Annotated in this window: 23 protein-coding genes; all 23 read right to left on the bottom strand. The window is 64.2% G+C overall.

Annotation, left to right across the window (positions count from 1 at the left end; genetic code table 11):
- Window positions 1-11: 11 nt before the first annotated feature.
- Entirely contained in the window at window positions 12-572 is a 561-nt protein-coding gene (frr, locus tag ACKTEK_RS06520) for a ribosome recycling factor (protein WP_409164423.1), read from the bottom strand.
- A gap of 109 nt (window positions 573-681) precedes the next feature.
- Window positions 682-1,413, bottom strand: coding sequence for a UMP kinase (pyrH, locus tag ACKTEK_RS06515; protein ID WP_409164422.1), 732 nt, complete (start codon window positions 1,411-1,413; stop codon window positions 682-684).
- A gap of 24 nt (window positions 1,414-1,437) precedes the next feature.
- The gene (gene tsf / locus ACKTEK_RS06510) at window positions 1,438-2,364 is read right to left on the bottom strand and encodes a translation elongation factor Ts (RefSeq protein WP_409164421.1); all 927 of its coding nucleotides are present in this window, start codon (window positions 2,362-2,364) and stop codon (window positions 1,438-1,440) included.
- 138 nt (window positions 2,365-2,502) lie between these two features.
- Window positions 2,503-3,561 (bottom strand): 30S ribosomal protein S2, encoded by a 1,059-nt coding sequence (locus tag ACKTEK_RS06505; RefSeq protein WP_409164420.1) that lies wholly within the window; start codon window positions 3,559-3,561, stop codon window positions 2,503-2,505.
- A 206-nt stretch (window positions 3,562-3,767) separates the two neighbouring features.
- A complete protein-coding gene (gene dnaE / locus ACKTEK_RS06500; RefSeq protein WP_409164419.1) occupies window positions 3,768-7,214 on the bottom strand; it encodes a DNA polymerase III subunit alpha in 3,447 nt (1,148 codons plus the stop codon).
- Window positions 7,215-7,587: 373 nt separating this feature from the next.
- Window positions 7,588-7,977 carry a YkvA family protein gene (locus tag ACKTEK_RS06495; protein ID WP_409164418.1) on the bottom strand — a complete coding sequence of 130 codons (390 nt, stop codon included), beginning with the start codon at window positions 7,975-7,977 and terminating at the stop codon, window positions 7,588-7,590.
- A gap of 38 nt (window positions 7,978-8,015) precedes the next feature.
- The gene (locus tag ACKTEK_RS06490; RefSeq protein WP_409164417.1) at window positions 8,016-8,735 is read right to left on the bottom strand and encodes an ABC transporter ATP-binding protein; all 720 of its coding nucleotides are present in this window, start codon (window positions 8,733-8,735) and stop codon (window positions 8,016-8,018) included.
- Window positions 8,736-8,740: 5 nt separating this feature from the next.
- Complete coding sequence (locus ACKTEK_RS06485) at window positions 8,741-9,988, bottom strand: lipoprotein-releasing ABC transporter permease subunit (RefSeq protein ID WP_409164901.1); 1,248 nt, start codon at window positions 9,986-9,988, stop codon at window positions 8,741-8,743.
- A gap of 103 nt (window positions 9,989-10,091) precedes the next feature.
- A complete protein-coding gene (gene proS, locus ACKTEK_RS06480; RefSeq protein ID WP_409164416.1) occupies window positions 10,092-11,444 on the bottom strand; it encodes a proline--tRNA ligase in 1,353 nt (450 codons plus the stop codon).
- Between the two features lie 341 nt (window positions 11,445-11,785).
- The gene (locus tag ACKTEK_RS06475; RefSeq protein ID WP_409164415.1) at window positions 11,786-12,058 is read right to left on the bottom strand and encodes a DUF1467 family protein; all 273 of its coding nucleotides are present in this window, start codon (window positions 12,056-12,058) and stop codon (window positions 11,786-11,788) included.
- 5 nt (window positions 12,059-12,063) lie between these two features.
- On the bottom strand, window positions 12,064-12,468 hold the full coding sequence (mce, locus tag ACKTEK_RS06470; protein WP_409164414.1) for a methylmalonyl-CoA epimerase: 405 nt from the start codon (window positions 12,466-12,468) through the stop codon (window positions 12,064-12,066).
- A gap of 45 nt (window positions 12,469-12,513) precedes the next feature.
- A complete protein-coding gene (locus ACKTEK_RS06465; RefSeq protein ID WP_409164413.1) occupies window positions 12,514-14,178 on the bottom strand; it encodes a ribonuclease J in 1,665 nt (554 codons plus the stop codon).
- Complete coding sequence (locus ACKTEK_RS06460) at window positions 14,171-14,890, bottom strand: biotin--[acetyl-CoA-carboxylase] ligase (RefSeq protein ID WP_409164412.1); 720 nt, start codon at window positions 14,888-14,890, stop codon at window positions 14,171-14,173. Before ACKTEK_RS06460 ends, ACKTEK_RS06465 begins: the two co-directional genes overlap by 8 nt.
- Window positions 14,891-14,949: 59 nt before the next feature.
- Window positions 14,950-16,395 (bottom strand): NADH-quinone oxidoreductase subunit NuoN, encoded by a 1,446-nt coding sequence (gene nuoN / locus ACKTEK_RS06455; RefSeq protein WP_409164411.1) that lies wholly within the window; start codon window positions 16,393-16,395, stop codon window positions 14,950-14,952.
- Window positions 16,396-16,413: 18 nt separating this feature from the next.
- Window positions 16,414-17,937, bottom strand: a complete 1,524-nt coding sequence (locus tag ACKTEK_RS06450) for an NADH-quinone oxidoreductase subunit M (protein ID WP_409164410.1) — start codon at window positions 17,935-17,937, stop codon at window positions 16,414-16,416.
- Window positions 17,937-19,877, bottom strand: a complete 1,941-nt coding sequence (gene nuoL, locus ACKTEK_RS06445) for an NADH-quinone oxidoreductase subunit L (protein WP_409164409.1) — start codon at window positions 19,875-19,877, stop codon at window positions 17,937-17,939. Before nuoL ends, ACKTEK_RS06450 begins: the two co-directional genes overlap by 1 nt.
- A gap of 10 nt (window positions 19,878-19,887) precedes the next feature.
- A complete protein-coding gene (gene nuoK / locus ACKTEK_RS06440) occupies window positions 19,888-20,196 on the bottom strand; it encodes an NADH-quinone oxidoreductase subunit NuoK (protein WP_409164408.1) in 309 nt (102 codons plus the stop codon).
- A 10-nt stretch (window positions 20,197-20,206) separates the two neighbouring features.
- The gene (locus ACKTEK_RS06435) at window positions 20,207-20,815 is read right to left on the bottom strand and encodes an NADH-quinone oxidoreductase subunit J (protein ID WP_409164407.1); all 609 of its coding nucleotides are present in this window, start codon (window positions 20,813-20,815) and stop codon (window positions 20,207-20,209) included.
- A gap of 139 nt (window positions 20,816-20,954) precedes the next feature.
- The gene (gene nuoI / locus ACKTEK_RS06430) at window positions 20,955-21,446 is read right to left on the bottom strand and encodes an NADH-quinone oxidoreductase subunit NuoI (RefSeq protein WP_409164406.1); all 492 of its coding nucleotides are present in this window, start codon (window positions 21,444-21,446) and stop codon (window positions 20,955-20,957) included.
- Window positions 21,447-21,479: 33 nt separating this feature from the next.
- The gene (locus tag ACKTEK_RS06425; protein ID WP_409164405.1) at window positions 21,480-21,683 is read right to left on the bottom strand and encodes a hypothetical protein; all 204 of its coding nucleotides are present in this window, start codon (window positions 21,681-21,683) and stop codon (window positions 21,480-21,482) included.
- Complete coding sequence (gene nuoH, locus ACKTEK_RS06420) at window positions 21,680-22,729, bottom strand: NADH-quinone oxidoreductase subunit NuoH (RefSeq protein ID WP_409164404.1); 1,050 nt, start codon at window positions 22,727-22,729, stop codon at window positions 21,680-21,682. Before nuoH ends, ACKTEK_RS06425 begins: the two co-directional genes overlap by 4 nt.
- Window positions 22,722-24,812, bottom strand: coding sequence for an NADH-quinone oxidoreductase subunit NuoG (gene nuoG / locus ACKTEK_RS06415; RefSeq protein WP_409164403.1), 2,091 nt, complete (start codon window positions 24,810-24,812; stop codon window positions 22,722-22,724). The genes nuoH and nuoG overlap by 8 nt, the downstream gene beginning before the upstream one ends.
- Window positions 24,813-24,853: 41 nt before the next feature.
- A complete protein-coding gene (locus tag ACKTEK_RS06410; protein ID WP_409164402.1) occupies window positions 24,854-25,429 on the bottom strand; it encodes a hypothetical protein in 576 nt (191 codons plus the stop codon).
- Window positions 25,430-25,441: the final 12 nt, after the last annotated feature.

Genomic DNA, 25,441 nt, shown 5'->3' with positions numbered 1-25,441 from the left:
GACGCGGCCCCTTAGACCTGCGTGATCTCTTTTTCCTTGGCCGCCACGATGTCATCGATTTCCGAGATCGACTTGTCGGTCAGCTTCTGGACTTCCTCGGAGCCGCTGCGGGCCTCGTCTTCGCCGATGGTCTTATCCTTCTCGGCCTTCTTCAGCGCATCGATGCCGTCGCGCCGCACGTGGCGTACGGACACGCGTGCATGCTCGGCGTATTTGTGCGCGACCTTCACGAGGTCCTGGCGACGCTCGGCGTTCAACTCCGGGATCGGAATGCGCAGCAGCGTACCCTCGACAACGGGATTCAGGCCGAGATTTGAATCACGAATTGCCCTGTCCACGGCACTGACGAGGCCGTTGTCCCAGACCTGCACGTTGATCATGCGCGGCTCGGGGACCGACACGTTGCCAACCTGGTTCAGCGGCATCGTGCTTCCGTAAGCCTGCACCTGGATCGGGTCGAGCAGGCTTGCGGAAGCGCGCCCGGTGCGCAGACCGCCAAGCTCGGATTTCAGGTTGCTGATGGCGCCATCCATGCGGCGCTTCAGGTCCGCCATGTCGGACGATTGGCTCATGTCATCCCTCCCTCGCCCGGGCGCCCAGTTGAGGATTCGCGGGTACGCGCCGGAAAGCTGCAATGATGTACTCTGCCGCGACCCTGTTCCACAAGGTTGCCGCGACAATTCAGGCACTGACGGTCGTCGAACGCCCTTCGCCGGAGACGGCGCGTGCGATGGCACCCTCGCCCGCCAGTGAAAACACGACCACCGGAAGCTTGTTGTCGCGCGCAATCGCGACGGCAGCACCGTCCATGACCTTGAGATCGCGCGCGAGCACCTCGTCATAGGTCAGCATGTCGTAACGGGTGGCGTCGCTGTGGGTCTTCGGATCGGCGGAATAGATACCGTCGACCTGCGTCGCCTTGTAGACCGTGTCGCAATCGGATTCGACGGCGCGCAGAACGGCGGCGGTATCGGTGGTGAAGAACGGATTGCCGGTCCCGGCCACGAAGATGACGACCTTGCCCTGGCCGAGATACGTCACGGCGCGGCGGCGAGCATAGGGCTCGCAGACGGTGTCCATCGGGATCGCGGAGAGGACGGCTGCCTCGCAGCCCTGCGCGGAGAGCGCGCCGGCCAGCGCCAGCCCGTTCATCACGGTCGCCAGCATGCCCATGGAATCTGCGGTGGTTCGGTCGAGACCCTCGACCGCTGCGGCCATGCCGCGAAAGATGTTGCCGCCGCCAACGACCACGGCCACTTCGACGCCGCTTTCGCGAACCTGTGCGATGTCGCGCGCGAAACGCTGGACGGTCGTGGGGTCGATGCCATGGCCGGCATCGGCCATGAGAGCTTCACCGGAAAGCTTGACGAGGACGCGCCTGGCGCGCGTCCCCTTGTCGTTTGCAGACGGCATGATCGAGCCCTCCGCGCGCGGCAATCAGGAACCGACCGCCGCGGCGACTTCGGCTGCGAAGTCGCTTTCTTCCTTCTCGATGCCTTCGCCGATGACGAAGCGCTCGAACGCCTTGATCTTGATCGGCGCGCCAACGGTGCCCTCGGCTTCCTTGGCCGCCTTCTCGACGGTCAGGTCCGGGTTGATGACGAAGGGCTGCGAAACCAGTGCAACTTCCTCGTAGAACTTGCGGATTCGACCTTCGACCATCTTCTCGATGATGTTGTCGGGCTTGCCGGATTCGCGGGCCTGCTCGATCAGCACCTGGCGCTCACGCTCGACAACCTGCGGGTCGAGTTCGTCCGGCGTGACGGAAAGCGGCGTGGAGGCGGCAATGTGCATCGCGACCTGCTTGCCGAACGCACGAAGCGCTTCCTTGTCGCCGGTCGATTCCAGCGCAACCAGCACGCCAATGCGGCCAAGGCCGGGGGCCGTGGCGGAGTGGACGTAGCTGGACACGACGCCGTTCTCGACGCTGAGGCCCGCAGAGCGACGGAACGTCATGTTCTCGCCGATCTGGCCGACCATCTCGGTCAGGTGCTCGGCAACGCTCTTGCCCGCGCCCGGGAACTGGGCGTTGGATGTTTTCTCGTGGTCGCCGCCATTCTCCAGCGCGACCTGTGCGACGGTGCGCACCATATTCTGGAAGATCTCGTTGCGGGCGACGAAGTCGGTCTCGGAATTGACTTCCACCACCGCGGCGCTGTTGTCCGCCTCGGCAACGCCGACCAGACCTTCGGCGGCCACGCGGCCTGCCTTCTTGGCGGCCTTGGCGAGGCCCTTGGCGCGCAGCCAGTCGACGGCGGCTTCAACGTCACCGTTGTTTTCCGTCAGCGCGGCCTTGCAGTCCATCATGCCGGCGCCGGTCTTCTCGCGAAGTTCCTTCACCATCGAAGCGCTGATATTGGCCATGTCTCTTGTCTCCGAAGTCTCGTGTGCAGGCGGGCGGGCCGCGATTGGACGCGATCCCGCCGCCGGATCAATCACTTAACAGATCACCCGAAGGGCACAGCGCGATGACTGGCCGCCCTCCGGTTATTCGTTGAAGCCTTAAGCGCCAGCTTCCATGAGCTTGCGCGCTTCGTCGCGCCAGGCATCGAGCTTGATGCGGCCCTTGGCGCCGACTTCTTCCTCGATCTTGCCACCCTGCTCGTCATCCATGGCGGAAATCTGCCAGAAATGGAAGATACCGGCTTCGTTGAGCTTGGTTTCCAGCGTCGGTCCAAGACCCGTGATCTTGGTCAGTTCGTCAGGCGCACCGCGCGGTGCTTCGAGACGCTCGAACACCATCTCGGGAGCCTCGATCGTGCCTTCTTCCTCGGTGGAAATCTGCGTCGGGGCTTCTTCCTCGACCGGTGCGGCAACCACTGCTTCCGGCTCCGGCTCGGCGGCAGCGCCGATATCGACACCAGAGGCCGACTGGCCACGGGAGATGCCGTCAAGCGCGGCACGTGCAACGAGGTCGCAGTACAGCGCAATGGCGCGTCCGGCGTCGTCGTTTCCCGGGATCGGATAGTCGATGCCTTCCGGGTTGCAGTTGGAATCGAGAACCGCAACGACCGGGATGTTCAGGCGCTTGGCTTCCTTGATCGCGATCGCTTCCTTGTTGGTGTCGATCACGAAGAGAAGGTCGGGCACGCCGCCCATGTCCTTGATGCCGCCCAGCGCGCGATCGAGATTTTCCTTCTCGCGCGTCATCTTCAGCAGTTCCTTCTTCGTCAGGCCCTGCGCTTCACCCGAAAGCAGCTCCTCGAGCTTGCGAAGACGCTGGATCGAATTGGAAATGGTCTTCCAGTTCGTCAGCGTGCCGCCAAGCCAGCGGGCGTTCATGAAGTACTGCGCGGACTGGCGGGCAGACTCGGCAACCGAGTCGGCGGCCTGGCGCTTGGTGCCGACGAACAGCACGCGGCCGCCACCGGCAACCGTATCGCTGATCTGCTTCAGCGCCTGGTGCAGAAGCGGAACCGACTGCGAAAGGTCAATGATGTGGATGCCGTTGCGTTCGCCGTAGATATACGGCGCCATGCGCGGGTTCCAGCGGTGGGTCTGATGGCCGAAGTGTGCGCCTGCTTCCAGCAGCTGGCGCATCGAAAAATCTGGCAGAGCCATGGCTCCTATGTCTCCTTGTCCGGTTGAGCCACTGCGGGGAGAACCAGCTGGCCTCTAAGGCCAGTGGCACCGGAAGGACGATTGACCGTGCGAAAACGCACGGCATTGACCAAAACCCCGCATGCGGAATGCGCGCCTTATACGGATGGTGCGCCGCAAAGGCAAGCCATGCCCGTGCGGGTTTTCGGCGCCGGTTTGTCAGCGCGCTAGTGGTAGCGAGCGTCGTCCACGCCGGGGATGGCCTTGATCGCGGCAGCCAGTTGCGGCGTCACGGCGTAGCGCTGGGGCAACCGCATGTGGATTTCGCGGTCGTTCTGCGCATCGTGCAGGAAGAGGCTCACCTCCCCGTCCCCACGCTCCCCCAGCCGGTTCTGGATGCTGGGCACCGCTGCCTGATCCGTCACGTGGATGTGCAGGGTGTGGGTCATGCGGGCGGCGACGTCTTCCAGGCTCTTGAGATCGTGGATCCTAAAACGCGGCATGTCGCCGGCCCGGTCGACAACCACGTTGGCGATCACCGGGGTCCCGATTTCCAGCAGATGCCCCCAGGCCTGCACGGCCTCGGAGAAGGCCACGCATTCCACCTGGCCCGAAGGGTCCGACAAACCGATTACGGCCAGCCGCCCGCCGGTGCGGGTGCGGCGGATCTGCTTGGCGACGACAATACCGGCGATGCGCGCCGCAGCCGTGCCCGACTGGGCACCGGCCTCGAATTCGCGGACCGACGTGATCGCGTGCTTCTTCAGGATCGGCTTGTAGGAATCGATCGGGTGTCCGGTCAGAAATGAGCCGATGGCCTCGTATTCGCGGCTGAGACGTTCCGCAGGCAGCCAGTCCTCAAGGCCGGCGTGGGGCATGTCGTCCTGCTTGGCCTCGCCGAAGAGGTCGTTCTGGCCGCCGACGCGCCCGTCTTCCGAGCGCGAGGCAATCGCCATGATGGCTTCCGCACAGGCAAAGACGCGCGCCCGGTTCGGCTCGACGCAATCGAACGCCCCGGCGCAGGCCAGGCTTTCGAGCGCGCGCTTGTTGACGTAGCGCGGCGAGATGCGCTGCGCGAAGTCGGCCAGATTGGCGAACGGCGTGTCGCCACGCACTTCAACGATGTGCTCGATGGCCGCACGGCCCACGTTGCGGATGGCCGTCAGCGCATAGTGGATGCGGTTTTCGCCATCGATGGTGAAATCCGCGCTTGACGTGTTGATCGACGGCGGCAGCACCGTGACCCCGATCCGCTTCGCTTCGCGGCGGAAATCATTCAGCTTGGCGGTGTTGCCGACATCGACCGTCATCGAGGCGGCGAGGAACGCAACCGGGTGGTTCGCCTTCAGGTAGGCCGTCTGGTAGGCGACGAGCGCATAGGCTGCTGCGTGCGACTTGTTGAAGCCGTAGTCGGCGAACTTTGCCAGCAGGTCGAATATCTGCTGGGCCTTGGCCTTGTCGACGCCGCGCTCGATCGCGCCATCGACGAACCGCGGGCGCTGCTTGGCCATTTCCGAGGCGATCTTCTTGCCCATGGCGCGGCGCAGCAGGTCGGCTTCGCCGAGGCTGTAGCCGGCAAGCTCCTGCGCGATCTGCATCACCTGCTCCTGGTAGACGATGACGCCGAAGGTCTCCTCCAGGAACGGCTTGATGAGCGGGTGAATATAGTCCGGTTCCTCTCGCTCGTGCTTGCGGTCGTTGTAGGTCGGAATGTTGTCCATCGGGCCGGGGCGATACAGCGCCACCAGCGCGATGATGTCTGTAAAGCGGTCCGGCTTCATGCCCATGATGGCCGAGCGCATGCCGCCCGATTCCAGCTGGAACACGCCGACCGTCTCGCCGCCTGACAGCATCTTGTAGGTCGCCGCATCGTCCAGCGGCAGGCTTTCCAGGTCGACCTGCGTCCCCTGCTCGCGCAGCAGCGTCACCGCGCCGTTCAGCACCGTCAGCGTCTTCAGGCCAAGGAAGTCGAACTTCACCAGCCCCGCCTGCTCCACCCACTTCATGTTGAATTGGGTCGCCGGCATGGGCGAGCGAGGGTCCTTGTAGAGCGGCACCAGCTTGCTCAGTGACCGGTCGCCGATGACGATGCCCGCCGCGTGGGTCGAGGCGTGGCGGTACAGCCCTTCGAGCTTCAGCGCGATTTCCAGCAGCCGCGAGATGGTCGGATCCTCGTCGCGCGCCTCGCGCAGCTTCTCCTCGCTCTCGATGGCCTGCGCGAGTGTGACGGGGTTGGCCGGGTTCGCCGGGATGAGCTTCGACAGCCGGTCGGCCTGCCCGTATGGGACGCCAAGAACGCGGGCGACGTCGCGCACCACGGCGCGCGCCTGCAGCGTCCCGAAGGTGATGATCTGCGCCACCTGGTCCGCGCCGTATCGGTCGCGCACATAGGCGATCACGTCGTCGCGCCCGGTCGGGCAGAAGTCGATGTCGAAGTCCGGCATCGACACGCGCTCGGGGTTGAGGAAGCGTTCGAACAGCAGGTCGAAGCGCAGCGGATCGAGATCGGTGATCGTTAGCGCCCAGGCGACGACCGAGCCGGCACCCGAGCCGCGCCCTGGCCCGACCGGAATGTCGTGCTCCTTGGCCCAGCGGATGAAGTCGGCAACGATGAGGAAGTAACCGGGAAACTGCATACCGGCGATGACGTCGAGCTCGTAGTCGAGCCGCTTGAAATAGTCCTCGCGGGAATAGCCGTCCGCCAGACCGTGCGCATCGAGCCGCGCTACGAGCCCTTCATGGGCGACGCGGCGCAGTTCGGCGGCCTCGTCGACGACGACATCCTCGCCGGCACTCTCATCCTCCACCGTGTATCCGGGCAGGATCGGCTTGTGCGTTTGGGGGCGGAAGGCGCAGCGCTGCGCGATCTCGACGGTGTTCTGGAGCGCTTCCGGCAGGTCGGCGAACAGCTCCGCCATCTCCGCCATGGACTTGAAATGGAACTCGGGCGTCAGCTTGGGCCGGTTGGTTTCCGCCATCAGCCGTCCCTGTGCGATGCACATCAGCGCATCATGGGCGACGAAGTCATCGCGCTTGGCGAAATAGGCATCGTTGCTGGCAACGATGGGCAGGCCGAGCGCATAGGAGAGTTCGGCCATTGGCCCTTCGATACGCTCCTCGACCTCTAGCCCGTGGCGCTGAAGCTCGACATAGAGCCGGTCGCCAAAGGCAGACGCCATCCGTTCGGCGACAGCGCGCGCCCCTGCCCGGTTGTCGAGATCGAGCATGCCGCCAAGCGGACCGGTCGCTCCACCGGTGAGGCAGATGAGCCCCGCGGCATTGTCGAACAGAACCTGCTCGGAGACGTGCGGCGTCTCGCTCGCGTCGGTATCAAGGTAGGCGCGCGAGGAGAGTTCCATGAGGTTGAGATAGCCGGCTTCGTCCTTGGCCAGCAGCGCGACGGGGCGGATGGGCGACTGGATGTGCGGCTCGCCGCGCCCGCCGCCCGAGCCATCGAAGGCGACGCCCAGCGTCAGCCCGATGATCGGCTGCAGGCCGGCAGCGGCAGAACGTTCGGAAAATTCCAGCGCGCCGCACAGGTTGTGGCGGTCGGTGAGACCCAGCGCCGGCATCTTGTCGGCAATCGCAAGGTCCAGCAGCTTCGGCAGCTTGATCGCGCCTTCCAGCAACGAATAGGCCGAACGCCCCCTGAGATGAATGAATGGCGGTGCCATGGCGCGGTTGCTCTCCCCCTTGCGCGGGAAGAGACCACTCGTCCCTCAAACCGCACGCGGGAGAACCCTAGCGGATTCGGCTCACCCGATGGAACGCGCAAGGCCGAAAGTGGTCCACTGTGGATGACCCTGTGCAAAGGCCGATCTACGCCTGAGCGCGGTTCAGACCAGAGACCAGTGCGTGCCCCACAGAAGCGTCGTCGCCGCGAAGGCGCAGAAGGCCGCAAAAGCCACGAAATCCTCGACCGTGATGCCGCGAACCGCATGTCGCATGGGAAATACTCCGTCACTGAACTCAACAACTGATGACAGTATGTTCATGTTTTGTTCTCTTTGTCAAATGCGCTGACGAAGCGCAAAATCGCCAAGGATTTCAAATCTTTCCGAGAATTCTCCAGACGCGGACAGCCAGCAGCCCGGTGACGATAACCGCCGCGATCCAGAGCAGCACGATGACGGCCGTCACCACGTAGCCGAGCGGCCTGCTCAAGGCCGCGTCCGCCGCGCGGCGATGTTCTTCCAGAACGTGTGGCGGGATCATGCGCACCGCCAGCCAGATGCCGAGCGGCACAATGATCAAGTCGTCGAGCAGCCCGATCACGGGTATGAAGTCGGGGATCAGGTCGATGGGCGACAGCGCATAGGCGGCAACCGCGATGCCGAGTGCCCGTGCGCACCAGGGTGTGCGCGGATCACGCGCGGCCAGATAGAGCGCGGTCGCATCACGCCGCAGACGAGCAGCCCAGTCCCGTAGCTTTCCCATACCGGCACCATCGCTTCCCGCACAGCCGAGCGCGGAAATCAGAACTCGACGAGCTTGCCGTCTTCCAGCGTGACGCGCCGGTCCATTCGGCCGGCGAGCTCCAGGTTGTGCGTGGCGATCAGCGCCGAGAGGCCCGACGCGCGGACCAACCGCAGCAGCATCTCGAAAACCTTCTCCGCCGTGTTGGGATCGAGGTTGCCGGTCGGCTCATCGGCCAGCAACAGGCGCGGCGCATTGGCAACCGCGCGCGCAATGGCGACGCGCTGCTGCTCGCCGCCGGACAATTCGGACGGGCGATGGTCGAGGCGCTCGGCAAGCCCGAGATAGGACAGCACGTCGACCGCGCGCTTGCGTGCACCTGCGCGCGCGTGCCCGGCGATGAGCTGCGGCATGAGCACGTTCTCCACGGCGGAGAATTCCGGCAGCAGGTTGTGGAACTGGTAGACGAAACCGAGATGCCGGCGGCGGACCGCCGTGCGCTGGTCATCGTTGAGCGCGGCGCATTCCACGCCCCCGACGCGAACCGACCCGGCATCGGGCTTTTCCAACAGGCCCGCAATGTGCAGCAGCGTCGACTTGCCGGCACCCGAGGGGCCGACAAGCGCGACGATCTCGCCGGGCGGGATTGCGAAGTCGAGGCCCTTCAGGACGTCGAGGCGCCCTGCCCCGGTCTGGTAGCCGTGCTGCACACCCTTGAGCGACAGCGACATGGTCGCCGCGCCGGACTCGGGTTTGCGTGCCTGTGCGGTTGGCTGCATCGCGCTCACTCGTATCTCAGCGCTTCGACGGGGTCGAGCTTGGCAGCGCGCCATGCCGGATAGAGCGTGGCGATGAAAGACAGGACGAGTGCCATGAGCACCACGGCGATGACGTCGGACGCTGCCATCTCGGCAGGAAGCTGCGAGAGGTAGTAGAGTTCGGGCGAGAAGATTTCCGTTCCCGTGATCCAGCTCACGAAGCCGCGGATGGATTCGATATTCAGGCACACGATGACGCCGAGGATCAGCCCCGCGAAGGTGCCGATTGTGCCGATGGACGCGCCCGTCATGAAGAAGACGCGCATGATCGCGCCGCGCGTCGCGCCCATCGTGCGCAGCACCGCGATGTCGCGGCCCTTGTCCTTCACCAGCATGATAAGGCCGGACACGATGTTGAGGGCCGCCACCAGCACGATCAGCGTCAGGATCAGGAACATCACGTTGCGCTCGACTTCCAGCGCCGCGAAGAACGACTGGTTTCGCTGGCGCCAGTCGGACACGTAGATCTGCCGGTCGACAGCCGCCGAGATCGCCACCCGGTAGCGGTCGATGGCGTCGGGATCATCGACGAAGAGTTCGATGCCGGTCGCAAGCCCTTCCTGGTTGAAATAGAGCTGCGCCTCGGCAATCGGCATGAAGACGAAGGCCATGTCGTATTCCGACATGCCGATCTCGAAGATCGCCGTGACCGGATAGGATTTGACGCGCGGCGTTGTGCCAAATGGCGTGACGTTGCCGCGTGGCGAAACGAGCGTCATCTTGTCTCCGAGCGAAAGCCCGAGGGACTGCGCCAGCCGCGAACCGATGGCAAGGCCGCCGCTCTCGCCGAACCCGTCCAGCGTGCCGTGGCGCACGTTGGTCGCAACCGCCGAAAGCCCCTTCACGCTGGCTTCGCTCAAGCCGCGCACGACCACGCCGGTGTTCTGGGTCGCGGTGGAGGCAAGCGCCTGCCCATCGACGAAGGGCATCGCCATCTGGATTCCCTCGATCTCGCCAAGTCGCGAGGCAAGCTCGGCGTAGTCGTTCAGCGGCCGGTCGATCGGCTGGATGACGAGATGCCCGTTCATGCCGAGGATCTTGGAAAGTAGCTCGGAGCGGAAGCCGTTCATCACCGCCATGACGATGATGAGCGTCGCAACGCCCAGCACGATGCCGATGAATGAGAAGCCGGCAATGACCGAGATGAAGCCTTCCTTGCGGCGTGCGCGCAGGTAGCGCATGGCGAGCATCCGCTCGAACAGCCCGAACGGCATCGTGTCGCCCGAGCCCTTGTGTGCCCGTCGCTCCGGTCTGTCGATTGCCTGGTCGGTCATGCGCCCCGTCTAAACCCCTGCTCGCCTTCGCGCCGCGCCCGCCTCAGGCGGCGAGCGCGCCCTTGGCCTTGCGAACCATGTCGGCGATGGCCGATGCGGCACCGTCGAGCGGAATCGACTGGCGGTCGCCGCCAGCGCGGGTTTTCACCTCGATTGTGTTCTCGGCAAGGCCCTTGGGACCCACGACAACCTGAATGGGAAGGCCGATCAGGTCCATGTTGGCGAACTTGGCCCCGGCCCGGTCGTCGGTGTCATCCAGCAGGACTTCAATGCCGGCGGCTTCCAGCTCCGCCATCAGGCTCTTGCAGGTGGAATCGGTCTTGTCGTCGCCAACGCGCAGGTTGATGAGGCCGATATCGAACGGTGCGACGGAAGCCGGCCAGATGATGCCGTTCTCGTCGTGGCTCGCCTCGATGATCGCGGCTGCCAGCCGCGTCGGGCCGATGCCGTAGGAGCCCATGTGGACCGGCTTCTCGCTGCCGTCAGGTCCTGCCACCTTCGCGCCCATCGGCTCGGAATACTTGGTGCCGAAATAGAAGATGTGGCCGACCTCGATGCCGCGCGCGCTGACGCGACGGTCCTCGGCGACTTCGCTTTCGAAGCGGCCGGCCTCGTGCATCTCGTCAGTCGCGGCATAGTAGGAGAGCCACTCGTCGACGATGGGAGACAGGTCGGAATCGAAGTCCACGTCCTGCTCAGGCGTCGGCAGGTCCAGCAGCTTGTTGTCGCAGAAGACCTCGCTCTCGCCGGTCTCCGCCAGGATGATGAATTCGTGGCTCATGTCGCCGCCGATGGGGCCGCTCTCGGCCTTCATCGGAATAGCGGTCAGCCCCAGTCGCTTGAAGGTGCGCAGGTAGGCGACGAACATCTTGTTGTAGGAGACGCGCGCGCCTTCCTTGTCGAGGTCGAAGGAATAGGCATCCTTCATCAGGAATTCGCGGCTGCGCATGACGCCGAAGCGCGGGCGCACCTCGTCGCGGAACTTCCACTGGATATGGTAGAGGTTCATCGGCAGGTCGCGGTAGGAGCGAACGCTCGCGCGGAAGATCTCGGTGATCATTTCCTCGTTGGTCGGCCCGAACAGCATGTCGCGTTCGTGCCGGTCCTGGATGCGCAGCATCTCCTTGCCGTAGTCGTTGTAGCGCCCGCTCTCGCGCCAAAGGTCGGCGGACTGGATGGTCGGCATCAGCAGTTCCACGGCGCCGGAGCGATTCTGCTCCTCGCGCACAACCTGCTCGATCTTGCGCAGAACCTTCAGGCCCAGCGGCATCCAGGCATAGATGCCGGCGCTTTCCTGCCGGATCATGCCGGCGCGCAGCATCAGCCGGTGCGAGACGATTTCGGCTTCGGCAGGTGTTTCACGCAGGGTGGGAAGAAAATAACGGGAAAGTCGCATCGGTAATCCGGTTCAGGTTGGGCTGGATGCCGGCACACAATCCGAACCGGCGAAAAAATACAATAGTTCTGACCCTTGCGTGAATGTTCTCCTTGAAACCGGGTTCTTTCCGGGTATCATGGCGCCCAATAACAAGACGGCGCAGCGGAACAACACGCTAGTCGCGCGAATGAGAACGGTCCAAGTCTCGGGAGGAGACGTCATCTCATCGCCTTTAGGCACCACGCGCGCGCGGTACCCGGGTGACCGGTGACCGGATGCGCCACGCATAACAAAAAAACCCTTTCAGGCAAGACCTCACGGTCTTGCTTTTTTATTGCCTGCGATTCCCTTTCCCCCGCCTAGAACTGCTTCGGGTCCGGCAGGAACGGGATGTCGTCGAGGCCGATCCAGCCCGACGTCAGCAGGAAATAGACGAATCCGAAAAAGACGCTCGCCACCACCGTGGTGATGGCAAATGTCCGCAGCATGCGGAACCTGGCCGGTGCGCTCTCCACGCTGCCCGGCGTCACCTCGCCGTCCTCGGCCTGGGTACGCACGCCAAACGGCAGCACGGCGAACAGCGTCAGCCACCAGACGATGAAGTAGATCGCGATTGCCGCTGTGAGGGTCATCGCCGTCAGGCCTGTTCCAGTTCCACCAGCGCGCCGTTGAAGTCCTTCGGATGCAGGAACAGCACCGGCTTGCCGTGCGCGCCGATCTTCGGCTCGCCGGACCCGAGGATGCGCGCCCCGTTTTCCACCAGCTTGTCACGCGCGGCGATGATGTCGTCCACCTCGTAGCAAATGTGGTGGATGCCGCCGTCGGCGTTGCGCTCCAGGAACTTGTTGATGGGCGAGCCCTCGCCCAGCGGTTCCAGCAGCTCGATCTTGGTGTTTGGCAGGTTGATGAAAACCGTGTTCACGCCGTGGTCGGGCTGCGGGACCTTGTCGGAAATGTCTGCGCCAAGCGTGTCGCGGTAGACGGCGGCGGCCTTGTCGATATCCGGCACGGCGATGGCGACGTGGTTGAGACGTCCGATCATGGCGAAATCCTTGTCCTGCGGCGCAAGCCGGCCGCGCGCTCCAGCCTATAGTTCGATGACGAAGACCTGTACACGCGGCTTCTTGCCCCAGTGAATCTCGACCTGGCGGCGCACGGCGCGGCGCACGCTTTCGCGCACCTCCGAGATGCGCTTGCGGCGCGCACGCGGCAGGTTGCCGACGGTCTCCTCCACCGTGTCGAGCACGAGCTCCGCGATATCGACATTGTCGACGCCGGATTCCGGCACGCCGGCCAGTTCGACCTCGATGTCGTCACCGATGGAGCCGGATGAATCGAGACCGAAGGCAATCGAAACCAGACCGGCAAAGGCGAGCTTTCGCCGCTCGCGCAGGGCCTCGTTCTCGTCCTCGACCATCACCATGCCGTCCTTCAGCCGGCGGCCGGCACGAACCTCGTCGATCTTTTCCGCCGGCCCCGGCGCGAGGCGGATCATGTCGCCGTTGAAGCCGGAGACGACCTTCTTGATGCCGGAAGCACGCGCCAGTTCGGCATTCGCGGCCATGTGCATGGCCTCGCCGTGGGCGGGTACCATCACTTCGGGCTTGAGCCAGTCGAACAGCTGCACCAGTTCGCCACGGCGCGGGTGGCCGGACACGTGGACAAGCCCCGCCCTGTCGTCCAGCACCTCGATGCCTTCGCGCACCAGCGCGTTGAGCACCGTGCCGACGGCCTTCTCGTTGCCGGGGATCTGGCGCGCCGAGTAGATGACGGTGTCGTTCTTGTCGAGATCGATGGTCGGGTGATTGCCGAAGGCAATGCGCGTCATGGCGGCGCGCGGCTCCCCCTGGCTGCCGGTGCACAGCAGCACGACCTTGTCGCGTGGCAGGTATCCGAACTGGCTGTCATCGAGAAACGGCGGCAAGCCGTCCAGCATGCCAAGCTCGCGGCCAACGGAGACGACGCGCTGCATGGCGCGCCCGACCAGGACCACGTTGCGGTCCGCTGCCTTGGCTGCCTGTGCCACGGAGCGGATGCGCGCAAGGTTGGAGGCAAAGCAGGTGACGGCGACACGGTTCCTGGCCTTGCCAATCAGCTCCTTCAGCGTGACGGCGACTTCTGCTTCTGACGGGGAAACGCCGTCGCGCATGGCATTGGTGGAATCGCAGATCAGTGCACGACAACCGTTTTCGCCAAGTGCACGGAAGCGGGATTCGTCCATCGGCCCACCGATGACGGGATCGGGGTCGATCTTCCAGTCGCCGGAATGGACGATGGTGCCGAGCGGCGTGGTGATGGCGAGCGCATTGGGTTCGGGAATCGAGTGCGCAACCGTGACGAACTCGACCTTGAACGGCCCGGCCTCGAACGAACCGCCGAGCGGGATGGTCTCAACCGGAACATCGCGCAGGCCCCTGTCGCCAGCGGTCTTGGCTTCCAGCAGGGCTGCGGTGAATGGTGTCGCGTAAACCGGCACCTTGAAGCGCGGCCACAGGTCCGGCAGCGCGCCGAAATGGTCTTCATGCGCGTGAGTCAGCACGATGGCCTCGAGCGATCCGCGCTCCTCCTCGATGAAGGACGTATCGGCGACCATCAGGTCGATACCCGGCATGCGGACCGGATCGGCAAAGCCCATACCGCAATCGACCATGATCCAGCGGCGCTTGCGCGCCGGGCCATAGCCGTAGAGCGCGAGGTTCATGCCGATCTCGCCAAGCCCCCCGAGAGGCACGAAAACCAGTTCATCACTCATGTGCGGTTGCGTGCTCCATGTTGGCAAAAAAGACGTCGCCCGCCGCGATGGCACGCGTTTCCCCGTTGGGCAACGCTAGAACCAGCCGCCCGTCGCTGTCGAGGTCGCGGAACTCTCCATCCAGAGTTTCTTGGTCGAGCCGGACACGAATTGCCTGCCCGACACCGCGTGCGCGCTCCAGCCACGGTCCGCGCAACGCGGCCATTCCGCCGTGTTCAAGCTGTGCAGCGCGCCGGGTGAAGGCGTCGACCAGCGCATCGAACAGCGCATCGACACGCACGTCGTGCCCAAGCGCCGCAAAATCCGTCGCAGTGGTTTCGCTGTTCTCCGGATGATGCGTGCAGTTCACGCCCCAGCCGATGGTGAGCAGCGGCGTCCCCGCCCCGCTCTCGCATTCCAGCAGGATGCCGGACAACTTGCCGCGCGGCGACATCAGGTCATTGGGCCACTTGAGGTAGATGTCGCGGGCGGCATCCGGCGCGACCGCGAGAACCGCATCATGCAGGGCCAGCGCGCTGGCAAAGGCGAAAGCCCCGATACCGGCGAGGCCGACATTCGGCGTGAAGGCGACGCTCGCGTAGAGATTGCCGGGTTCCGACACCCAGGCGCGTGCGCGCCGGCCCCGGCCTTGCGTCTGCATGCCGCCGAGAACCCACACGCCGCCCGGCCCGTCATCCAGGCGGCGGCGTGCTTCCAGGTTTGTGGAATCCACGCTGTCGAGCCGCACGACCCGCGCGTGTTGTAGGACGAAGGTACGTGCCGCGATCCCGGTCAGAACAGCGCCTTTGCGGCGTTTCCGGCGGCCGTGACGAGGGCCGAGGGGTAGATCACGTAGAGGATGGTCACAACACCGGAGATCGCCAGCACCGTCGCCAGTTCACGCGACATGGTGTCGAAGGCCGGCGCCGGCTCGTCGAAATAGATGATCTTGACGATCCGCAGGTAGTAGTAGGCGCCCACCACGCTCGCCAGCACGCCGATGACGGCGAGCGGGTAGAGACCTGCTTCGACCGCGGCCACGAAGACGTAATACTTGGCAAAGAACCCGGCCAGCGGCGGAATGCCCGCCAACGAGAACAGCAGCATCGCCAGCACGAAGGCAATCAGCGGGTTGTTGCGCGACAGGCCGGAAAGATCGTCGATCTCTTCGACGGCGGCATCGTTGCGGCGCATCGCAAGAATGCAAGCAAAGGTGCCGAGCGTCATGGCGAGATAGAGCGCCAGATAGATGATGACGCCGCGCACGCCCGCCTCGCTGCCCGGCGCCAGCCCGACGAGCGCATAGCCCATGTGGCCGATGGAGGAATAGGCCATCAGGCGCTTGATATTTCGCTGTCCGATGGCCGCGAACGCGCCGAGAACCATGGAGGCAATCGAGACGAAGACGATGATCTGCTGCCATTCCGGCGTCATGCCCGGAAAACCGGTGATAAGCGTGCGGATGAACAGCGCCATGGCGGCGATCTTCGGCGCGGCGGCGAAGAACGCCGTCACCGGTGTCGGCGAACCCTCGTAGACGTCCGGCGTCCACATGTGGAACGGCACGGCGGACACCTTGAAGGCGAGGCCGGCGATCAGGAACACGAGGCCAAAGATCATGCCGAGCGAGGCTTCGCCCTGCCCCGCGACCGATGCGATCTGCGCCAGCTCGATGGTGCCGGAGAAGCCGTAGATCAGCGAGCAGCCGTAGAGCAGCATGCCTGACGACAGCGCGCCGAGCGCGAAGTACTTCAGGCCGGCTTCAGTGGAGCGCGTGGAATCGCGCTGGATGGAGGCGATGACGTAGAGCGCGAGGCTCTGCAGTTCGAGGCCCATGTAGAGTGCGATCAGGTCGCCGGCGGAGATCATGATCATCATGCCGAGCGTGGAAAGCACGATCAGCACCGGATATTCGAACTTCTCGAGCCGGGTCGAGCGCATCCAGTCGATGGACATGACGATGGCCGCGACAGAGCCGATCAGCGTCAGACCCTTCATGAAGGCTGCGAACCGGTCGAGGATGATCGACCCGCCGAACAGCGCCTGCCCCTCGTAGGGCACGACCAGAAGCAGGATGAAGGCCGTCGCGATCAGCGCGATTGCGCCGCCGGTGACGATGCCAAGCCCGCCGTCCTTGCTGAAGGCGCCGATCATCAGCAGCACCATGGCGCCTGCCGCCAGCAGCAGTTCCGGGCTGAAGGCAATCAGCATGTCGCTTGTGAAGGTCGCAGCGTCCATTGTGTTTTCGCCCAGGTTCTAGTGTGCGCCAATGCCGGCGGTCTCGACGGCGGCCTTGGCCGCAGCGAGCGCATCGGAATAGTCGCGTGCAAGGTTTTCGACCGAGACTTCGGTCACGTCGAGGATCGGTGCCGGGTAGACACCGAAAAGGATCGTCAGGAACACCAGCGGCACGATGATCACGAGTTCGCGGCGATCCACGTCCATGATGTTCTTCAGGCTGTCCTTGGTCAGTTCGCCGAACACGACCCGGCGATAGAGCCACAGCGCGTAGCCAGCCGACAGGATGACGCCGGTGGTTGCGAAGAACGCGACCCAGGTGTTGGTCTCGAAGGCAGCCAGCAGCGTCAGGAATTCACCAACGAAGCCGCTGGTGCCCGGCAAGCCCACGTTCGCCATGGTGAAGACGAGGAACGCGACTGCGTAGAGCGGCATGCGGTTCACGAGACCGCCATAGGCCGAGATCTCTCGCGTATGCATCCGGTCGTAGACGACGCCGACGCACAGGAAGAGCGCGCCGGAGACGATGCCGTGCGACAGCATCTGGAACAGCCCGCCATGGATGCCCTGCACCGTGCCGGTGAAGATGCCCATGGTGACGAAGCCCATGTGCGCGACCGACGAGTAGGCAATCAGCTTCTTGATGTCCTCCTGCATCAGCGCGACCAGCGATGTGTAGATGATCGCCACGACGCTGAGCGTGAAGACGAGCGGCGCGAACATGTCTGACGCGATCGGGAACATCGGCAGCGAGAAACGCAGGAAGCCGTAGCCGCCCATCTTCAGCAGGATGCCTGCCAGGATGACCGAGCCTGCCGTCGGCGCTTCCACGTGCGCATCCGGCAACCAGGTGTGCACCGGCCACATCGGCATCTTCACCGCGAACGAGGCAAAGAAGGCCAGCCACAGCCAGGTCTGCATTCCCGCCGGGAAATCGAATTCCAGCAGCTCGATGATGTTGGTCGTGCCGGCTTCCCAGTAGATCGCCATCATCGCGATCAGCATCAGGACCGAGCCGAGCAGCGTGTAGAGGAAGAACTTGTAGGAGGCATAGACGCGCCGCTGCCCGCCCCAAACGCCGATGATGAGGAACATCGGGATCAGGCCAGCTTCGAAGAACAGGTAGAACAGCACCAGGTCGAGCGCGCAGAACACGCCGATCATCAGCGTTTCCAGCACGAGGAACGCGATGATGTATTCCTTCACCCGCTTGTCGATGGCGACCCAGCTGGCGAGAATGCAGAACGGCATGAGGAAGGTCGTGAGGATGACGAACAGCATTGAGATGCCGTCGACGCCCATGCGGTAGGAGATGGAACCGCCAAGCCACGGGGCCTCCTCGACGAACTGAAACTCCTCGGTTCCGGCGTCGAAATAGATCCAGATCAGCAGCGACAGGAGGAAGGTGATCAGCGTCGCCCACAGCGCAACGAAGCGTGCATTGCGGCGCGCGACTTCGTCGTCGCCACGGATCAGCGCGACGAAAAGCGCGCCAACCAGCGGCAGGAACGTGACAACCGAGAGGATCGGCCAGCCGGACATCAGTGGGTGCCCCCCGAGAACATATACCAGGTGATGAGTGCGGCGACGCCGATCAGCATCGCGAACGCGTAGTGATAGAGGTAGCCGCTCTGCAGCTTGACGACCCGGTTGGTGACGTCATTGACGCGCGCAGCGATGCCGTTCGGGCCGAAGCCGTCGATGACGTAGCCGTCACCGCGCTTCCACAGGAAGCGGCCGAGCCACTTCGCGGGACGCACGAACAGCACGTCGTAGAGCTCGTCGAAGTACCACTTGTTCAGCAGGAAGCGGTACAGCGCGTCATGCTGGGTGGCCAGCGAGCCCGGGATCGACGGACGGAAGATGTAGAACAGGTAGGCGAAGGCGAAGCCCACGATCATCGCGACCATCGGCGAGAAGACGACCCATGCCGGAACCTCGTGGAACTCATGCATGATGTGGTTGTCTTCGGCCAGGAACAGCGCCGAGCCCCAGAAGTGCTCCCAGTCGTGGCCGACGAAGTACTCCTTGAAGATGATACCAGCCAGCAGCGCACCGGCAGCCAGCACGTAGAGCGGGACCGTCATCACCGGCGGCGACTCGTGGACATGGCTCATCGTCTCCTGGCTCGCGCGCGGCTTGCCGTGGAAAGTCATGAAGACCAGGCGCCACGAGTAGAACGAGGTGAAGACAGCCGCCACGACAACCATGACGAAGGCGAACGGCGCCGCCGCGTTGTGGCCGGCATAGGCTGCCTCGACGATGGCGTCCTTGGAGAAATAGCCCGCCGTGAACGGGAAACCCGTTAGCGCCAGCGTGCCGATCAGCATCATGGCGTAGGTGATCGGGATGTGCCGCCACAGCCCGCCCATGCGGCGCATGTCCTGCTCGTCGGACACGGCATGGATGACCGAACCGGCACCAAGGAACAGCAGCGCCTTGAAGAAGGCGTGCGTGAACAGGTGGAACACGCCGATGCCATAGGCACCGACGCCAAGCGCCACGAACATGTAGCCGAGCTGCGAACAGGTCGAATAGGCGATGACGCGCTTGATGTCGTTCTGCACGAGGCCGACGCTGGCCGCGAAGAACGCCGTCAGCCCGCCGACGAAGGTGACGACGGTGAGCGCGGTTTCAGACAGCTCGAACAGCGGGGACAGGCGCGCGACCATGAAGACACCCGCCGTCACCATGGTGGCGGCGTGGATCAGCGCGGAAACCGGCGTCGGGCCCTCCATCGCGTCCGGCAGCCAGGTGTGCAGCAGGAACTGCGCCGACTTGCCCATCGCGCCCATGAACAGCAGCAGGCACACGACGGTCATCGCGTCCCACTCGCGCCACAGGAAGGAAATGGTCATGCCTTCCGCCGAAGCGGCATTGGCGAAGATCGTGTCGAACTCGACCGAGCCGAACAGCACGAAGACCGCGAAGATGCCGAGAGCGAAGCCGAAGTCACCGACGCGGTTGACGATGAAGGCCTTCATGGCGGCGGCGTTGGCCGAGGGCTTCTTGTACCAGAAGCCGATCAGCAGATAGGACGCCAGGCCCACGCCTTCCCAGCCGAAGAACATCTGCACGAGGTTGTCGGCGGTCACCAGCATCAGCATCGCGAAGGTGAACAGCGACAGGTAGGAGAAGAACCGCGCGCGATGCGGGTCGTGGTGCATGTAGCCGATGGAATAGATGTGCACGAGCGACGACACGGTGGTCACCACCACCAGCATGACTGCTGTGAGCGTGTCGAGGCGCAGCGACCACTGCACGTTGAGCGAGCCGGATTCGATCCACGGGAACAGAACCATGGCGGAATGCTGCGTGTGCTCGCCGAAGCCGGTCTGCACGAATACGATCCACGACAGGATGGCCGCGATCACCAGCAGCGACGAGGTGATGACCTCCGCGCCGCGATGGCCGACCACGCGCGCCAGCAACCCGGCGATCAGCGCGCCCAGCAGCGGCAGGAATACGATGGCAGTCAGCATGGCGCGCTCCTCAACCCTTCATCATGTTGACGTCTTCCACCGCGATCGAGCCGCGGTTGCGGAAGAAGGCGACGAGGATGGCAAGCCCGATGGCTGCCTCTGCGGCCGCGACGGTCAGGATGAGCATCGCGAAGACCTGCCCCACCAGGTCCCCCATGAAGGAGGAGAAGGCGACGAAGTTGATGTTAACCGACAGCAGGATCAGTTCGATCGACATCAGGATGACGATGATGTTCTTGCGGTTGATGAAGATGCCGAGCACGCCGAGCGTGAACAGCACGGCGGCAACGGAAAGATAATGGCCAAGCCCGATCGTCATTGGTGAAACCTCAAATTCCCTTGCCGCTTTCGACCTTGCGCACTTCGATGGCCGTTGCCGGCGTGCGCGCGACCTGCACGGAGATGTCCTGGCGCTTGACGCCGGCTTTGTGGCGCAGCGTCAGCACGATGGCGCCGACCATGGCAACCAGCAGGACCATGCCCGCGAGCTGGAAAAACAGCAGGTATTTCGTGTACATGACCCGGCCCAGCGCCTCGGCGTTGGAGATGTCTCCGGGTATCGGGACCTGTGCCGAAGCCGCACTCTCCGGCGAGATCGTCCAGCCCGTCAGCACCAGCAGCAGTTCCACTGCGAAAACGAAGCCGATCACCGCGCCGAACGGCACGTAGTTGATGAAGCCCTGCCGCAGCTCGGCGAAGTCCACGTCGAGCATCATGACGACGAACAGGAACAGCACCGCGACCGCGCCGACATAGACGACGACGAGGATCATCGCGAGGAATTCCGCGCCCAGCAGCAGGAAGAGCCCGGCGGCGTTGAAGAACGCCAGGATCAGCCACAGAACCGAATGAACCGGGTTGCGCGATAGGATCACCATCAACGCCGAGGCGATGACCACCCCGGAGAAGAGATAAAAGAATGCGGCCGCAAGACCCATGTGTGTCGCCCCCGTTCAGGCCGGCCGCGCGTCTCGCGTTCCTGCCCGTTTCCCTGTCCGGATGAAGCGGATATTTCGCCTTCGTCCGGTCAATTCGTTTCGTTCAGCGCCCGGCGTCTGGCCGGTGCGCGGTCAAGCCCTAGCGATAGGGCGAATCCAGCTTGATGCGCTGCGCGATTTCCCGCTCCCAGCGGTCCCCGTTCGCAAGCAGGCGATCCTTGTCGTAGAGCAGTTCCTCGCGCGTCTCTGTCGCAAATTCGAAGTTCGGCCCTTCTACGATGGCATCCACCGGACAGGCTTCCTGGCAGAAGCCGCAATAGATGCACTTCACCATGTCGATGTCGTAGCGCGTGGTGCGGCGCGTGCCGTCGTTGCGGCGCGGGCCGGCCTCGATGGTGATGGCCTGCGCCGGGCAGATCGCCTCGCACAGCTTGCACGCGATGCAGCGTTCCTCGCCGTTCGGGTAGCGGCGCAGCGCGTGCTCGCCACGAAAGCGCGGCGAGATCGGGCCCTTCTCGAAGGGATAGTTGAGCGTGGCCTTCGGCTTGAAGAAGTAGCGCATGGCGAGAAAGAACGCCGAAACGAACTCCGTCAGGAAGATCGACCTGGCCGCCTGGTCCAGTCTTGCCATTTCACCTCTCTCCTCGACACGACCCGCAGCGTTTCAGCTTGCAAGCAGCATCGTCCCAATCACGTATCCGACCACCGGAAAGGCGATCAGCTGCGCAAGCCGCGCAATTTCGAGGGCGCGGACCGCTGCCGCATTCCCCATGGTTTCATTCAGTTTCCGGATCAACGATCCGAAAATGACATAGTCGGTCACGCCGATGGCCAGACCCGCGAGCCCGCCGATCAGCCCGTAGCTCATGCCGCCCAGCCGGTCAGCTGGAGAACGGCGGCCACCACCACGACGAAGAACAGCGAGAGCGGCAGGAAGACCTTCCAGCCAAGGCGCATCAGCTGGTCGTAGCGGTAGCGCGGCACCATGGCCTTAACCATGGCGAACATGAAGAAGCCGAAGCAGACCTTTAGGACGAACCAGAAGACACCCGGCAGCCAGTTGAACGGCGCGATGTCGAGCGGCGGCAGCCAGCCACCCATGAAGAGCAGCGCCATCAGGGCGCACATCAGGGTGATCGCGGCATATTCGCCCAGCATGAACAACAGGTACGGCGTCGAGGCGTATTCCACCATGAAACCGGCGACGAGTTCGGATTCCGCTTCCGGCAGGTCGAACGGCGGGCGGTTCGTCTCGGCGAGCGCCGAGATGAAGAAGATCACGAACATCGGGAACAGCGGCAGCCAGTACCAGTTCAGGAAGGTCAGCCACGGCACGCCCAGCATGTCGGCAAGGCCGGTCTGCTGCGAGGCGACAATGTCGCTCAGGTTCAGCGAACCGGCGCACAACAGCACGGTGACGATCACGAAACCGATGGACACCTCGTAGGAGACCATCTGGGCAGCGGAGCGCAGCGCACCGAGGAACGGATATTTCGAGTTCGAAGCCCAGCCGCCCATGATGACGCCGTAGACCTCGAGCGAGGAAATCGCGAAGACGTAGAGGATGCCGACATTGATGTCGGCGATCATCCAGCCCTCGGCCACAGGGATCACCGCCCACGCGGCGAGCGCCAGCGTGCAGCTCACCAGTGGCGCCATCAGGAACACGCCCTTGTTGGCGCTCGCCGGGATCACCGGCTCCTTCAGAACGAACTTGAGCAGGTCGGCAAACGATTGCAGCAGGCCGAACGCGCCGACCACGTTGGGGCCGCGGCGAAGCTGGACGGCAGCCCAGATCTTGCGGTCAGCCAGCAGCAGGTAGGCGATGATGATCAGAAGCGAGACAAGAAGCGCCAGGCTCTGAGCCACCATGATCGTCAGCGGCCACCCGTAATCGGTCCACAGTTCACCCATTGGTTCCCGTCGCCCCCTCGGTGTTCGCAGCCATGGCCGCGAGTTCTGCCATCACCTTGCTAGCCCGGCAGATCGGGTTCGTCAGGTAGTAGTTGTTTGCCCGCGCAAAGCCTTGCGCCTTCGGCTTGCCCTTGGCCTTGGTCAGCGCGGAAACGCCGGAGGCATCGGCAACCAGCAGCATGTCGGTCTCGCCAAGGTGCGGATGCGCACCCGCCATCGCCGCGCGCAGTGCGGGCAGCGAGTCGTAGGGCAGCTTCACGCCGAGCGGATCGGACAGCGCCCGCAGGATCGACCAGTCCTCGCGTGCGTCCCCGGGCGGGAACGTCGCGCGGTTGCCGGCCTGAACGCGCCCTTCGGTGTTCACGTAGGTGCCGGACTTCTCCGAGAAGGCGGCAGCGGGCAGGATCACGTCGGCTGCGTGCGCGCCGCGGTCGCCGTGGGTGCCGATATAGACCTTGAAGGTGCTCTCCAGCGCGCCCGTCTCGATTTCGTCAGCGCCCAGCAGGAACAGCACGTCCAGCGCACCCGGCTTCAGCATGGCCGCCGTGTCGAGCCCGCCCTTGCCCGGCACGAGGCCGAGATCGAGGCCGCCGACGCGCGAGGCCGCCGTGTGCAGCACGGAGAAGCCGTTCCAGTCGCCGTTGATGACGCCGAACGCATCGGCGACACGGGCGACCAGCGCCATGATCGAAGCGCCGTCGGCGCGGCCGTAGGCCCCCGGCCCCACGATGATCGCGGGACGCTTGGCCTTCTTGAGAACCTTGGCGAAGGAGCCGTTGCCGTCGGCAAGCTCGGTGAGCGAATCCGCACCCGCACCGAGATAGGCATACGGATACGTCATGTCCGGGTTTTCGGCCCCAATCAGGCCGATCTGCACGCCGGTCGCAAGCCAGTGCTTGCGGATGCGTGCATTCAGAACGGTCGCATCCCAGCGCGGCCATGCGCCGACCATCAGGATCGCGTCAGCGTCTTCCAGACCGGCCAGCGTCGCGTTGAACAGGTAGGACGCGCGGCCAAGCGTCGGGTCGAACTGCGAACCGTCCTGGCGGCAATCCACGTTAGGGCTACCGAGGCGGTCCATCATGTCCTTGAGCGCGAACATTTCCTCGCAGGCGGCCATGTCGCCGACGATGGCGCCGACCTTGGACGCATCGCTCGCCTTCACCTTCTTGGTGATGGCGGCGAAGGCTTCCTGCCACGAGGCCGGCTGAAGCTTGCCGGACTTGCGAACGTAGGGCTTGTCGAGGCGCTGGGCCTTCAGACCGTCCCACAGGAAGCGGGTCTTGTCGGAGATCCACTCCTCGTTCACCTCGTCGTTGACGCGCGGCATGATGCGCATCACTTCGCGGCCGCGTGCATCCACGCGGATGTTCGAACCGAGGCCGTCGGCCACGTCGATGGATTCGGTCTTCGACAGTTCCCAAGGGCGCGCCTGGAAGGCATATGGGCGCGAGGTCAGCGCACCGACCGGGCACAGGTCGATGACGTTGCCCTGCATCTCGGAGCGCATCGCGGTTTCGAGATAGGTGGTGATTTCCATGTCCTCGCCGCGCCCGATGGCGCCGAGGTCGGAGCAGCCCGCCACTTCCGTAATGAAGCGCACGCAGCGGGTGCAATGGATGCAGCGGGTCATGATCGTCTTGACCAGCGGGCCGATATACTTGTCTTCCACCGCGCGCTTGTTCTCGTCGAAGCGGTTGGTGTCGACGCCGTAGGCCATGGCCTGGTCCTGCAGGTCGCACTCGCCGCCCTGGTCGCAGATCGGGCAATCCAGCGGGTGGTTGATGAGCAGGAACTCCATCACGCCTTCGCGCGCCTTGCGTACCAGCGCGCTCTTGGTCAGCACTTCCGGCGGTTCGCCGTTCGGGCCGGGGCGCAGGTCACGAACGGACTGCGCACAGGATGCGACCGGCTTGGGCGCACCCTTCACTTCCACGAGGCACATCCGGCAATTGCCCGCAATCGACAGGCGCTCGTGGTAGCAGAAGCGCGGAATCTCCGCGCCCGCTTCCTCGCATGCCTGCAGCAGCGTCAGCTCTGCCGGGACCTCGATTTCCGTCCCGTCCACGATCAGCTTGGCCATCTATGCCTGCCCCGTATTTCCCCGTTGACCCTCAGTCCGCCTCAACCGGCGAGCTGGGACTTCAGCCGTTCCGCCTGCGCGATCCACTGATCGCGCGCGATGCGGCCCTTGAACTTCAGATACGCGTCGACCCAGGCGATTTCCGCCGCCGACCAGGCAGCGATCTGGTCGAAATGGTAGATGCCAAGGTCGTTCAGAACGATTTCGAGCTTCGGCCCGATGCCGGCAATCGACTTCAAGTCGTCCGCCGCGCCGCGCGGGGCCTCGAGGCCTTTCGGGCGCAGACCGGCGACCTCTTCAACCGTCTCGACCGTCTTTTCGGCGACGCTCTTGGCGGCAGCCTTGGGAAGCTCGGAAGTGTCCTTGGCGTTGTCATTGACGACTTCGGCGGTCTTCTCGGCCACCTTGACCGCTTCGCCGGCGGTTCCGCGGACCTTGGTGGCACCCTCGGCCATCGCGTTCAGCATGGCAGCTTGCCAGCCAAACATCATCGCCATGCCGCTTGCGCTCGCGGCCACGCCGGCAGCGGTGGCCGCCGTCAGCGGCAGCATGCTTGCCGACATCATGCCGACCATGGCCGAATGGGTCTGTTCGAGGGACTGTGAATTGTAGAACATTGTAACGGCCTC

The organism is Tepidamorphus sp. 3E244 (assembly GCF_046159835.1).
GTDB lineage: Bacteria > Pseudomonadota > Alphaproteobacteria > Rhizobiales > Tepidamorphaceae > JACKJK01.
Note: the sequence above shows the minus strand (reverse complement) of the source record. Positions and strands in the feature narration are given on the sequence as shown.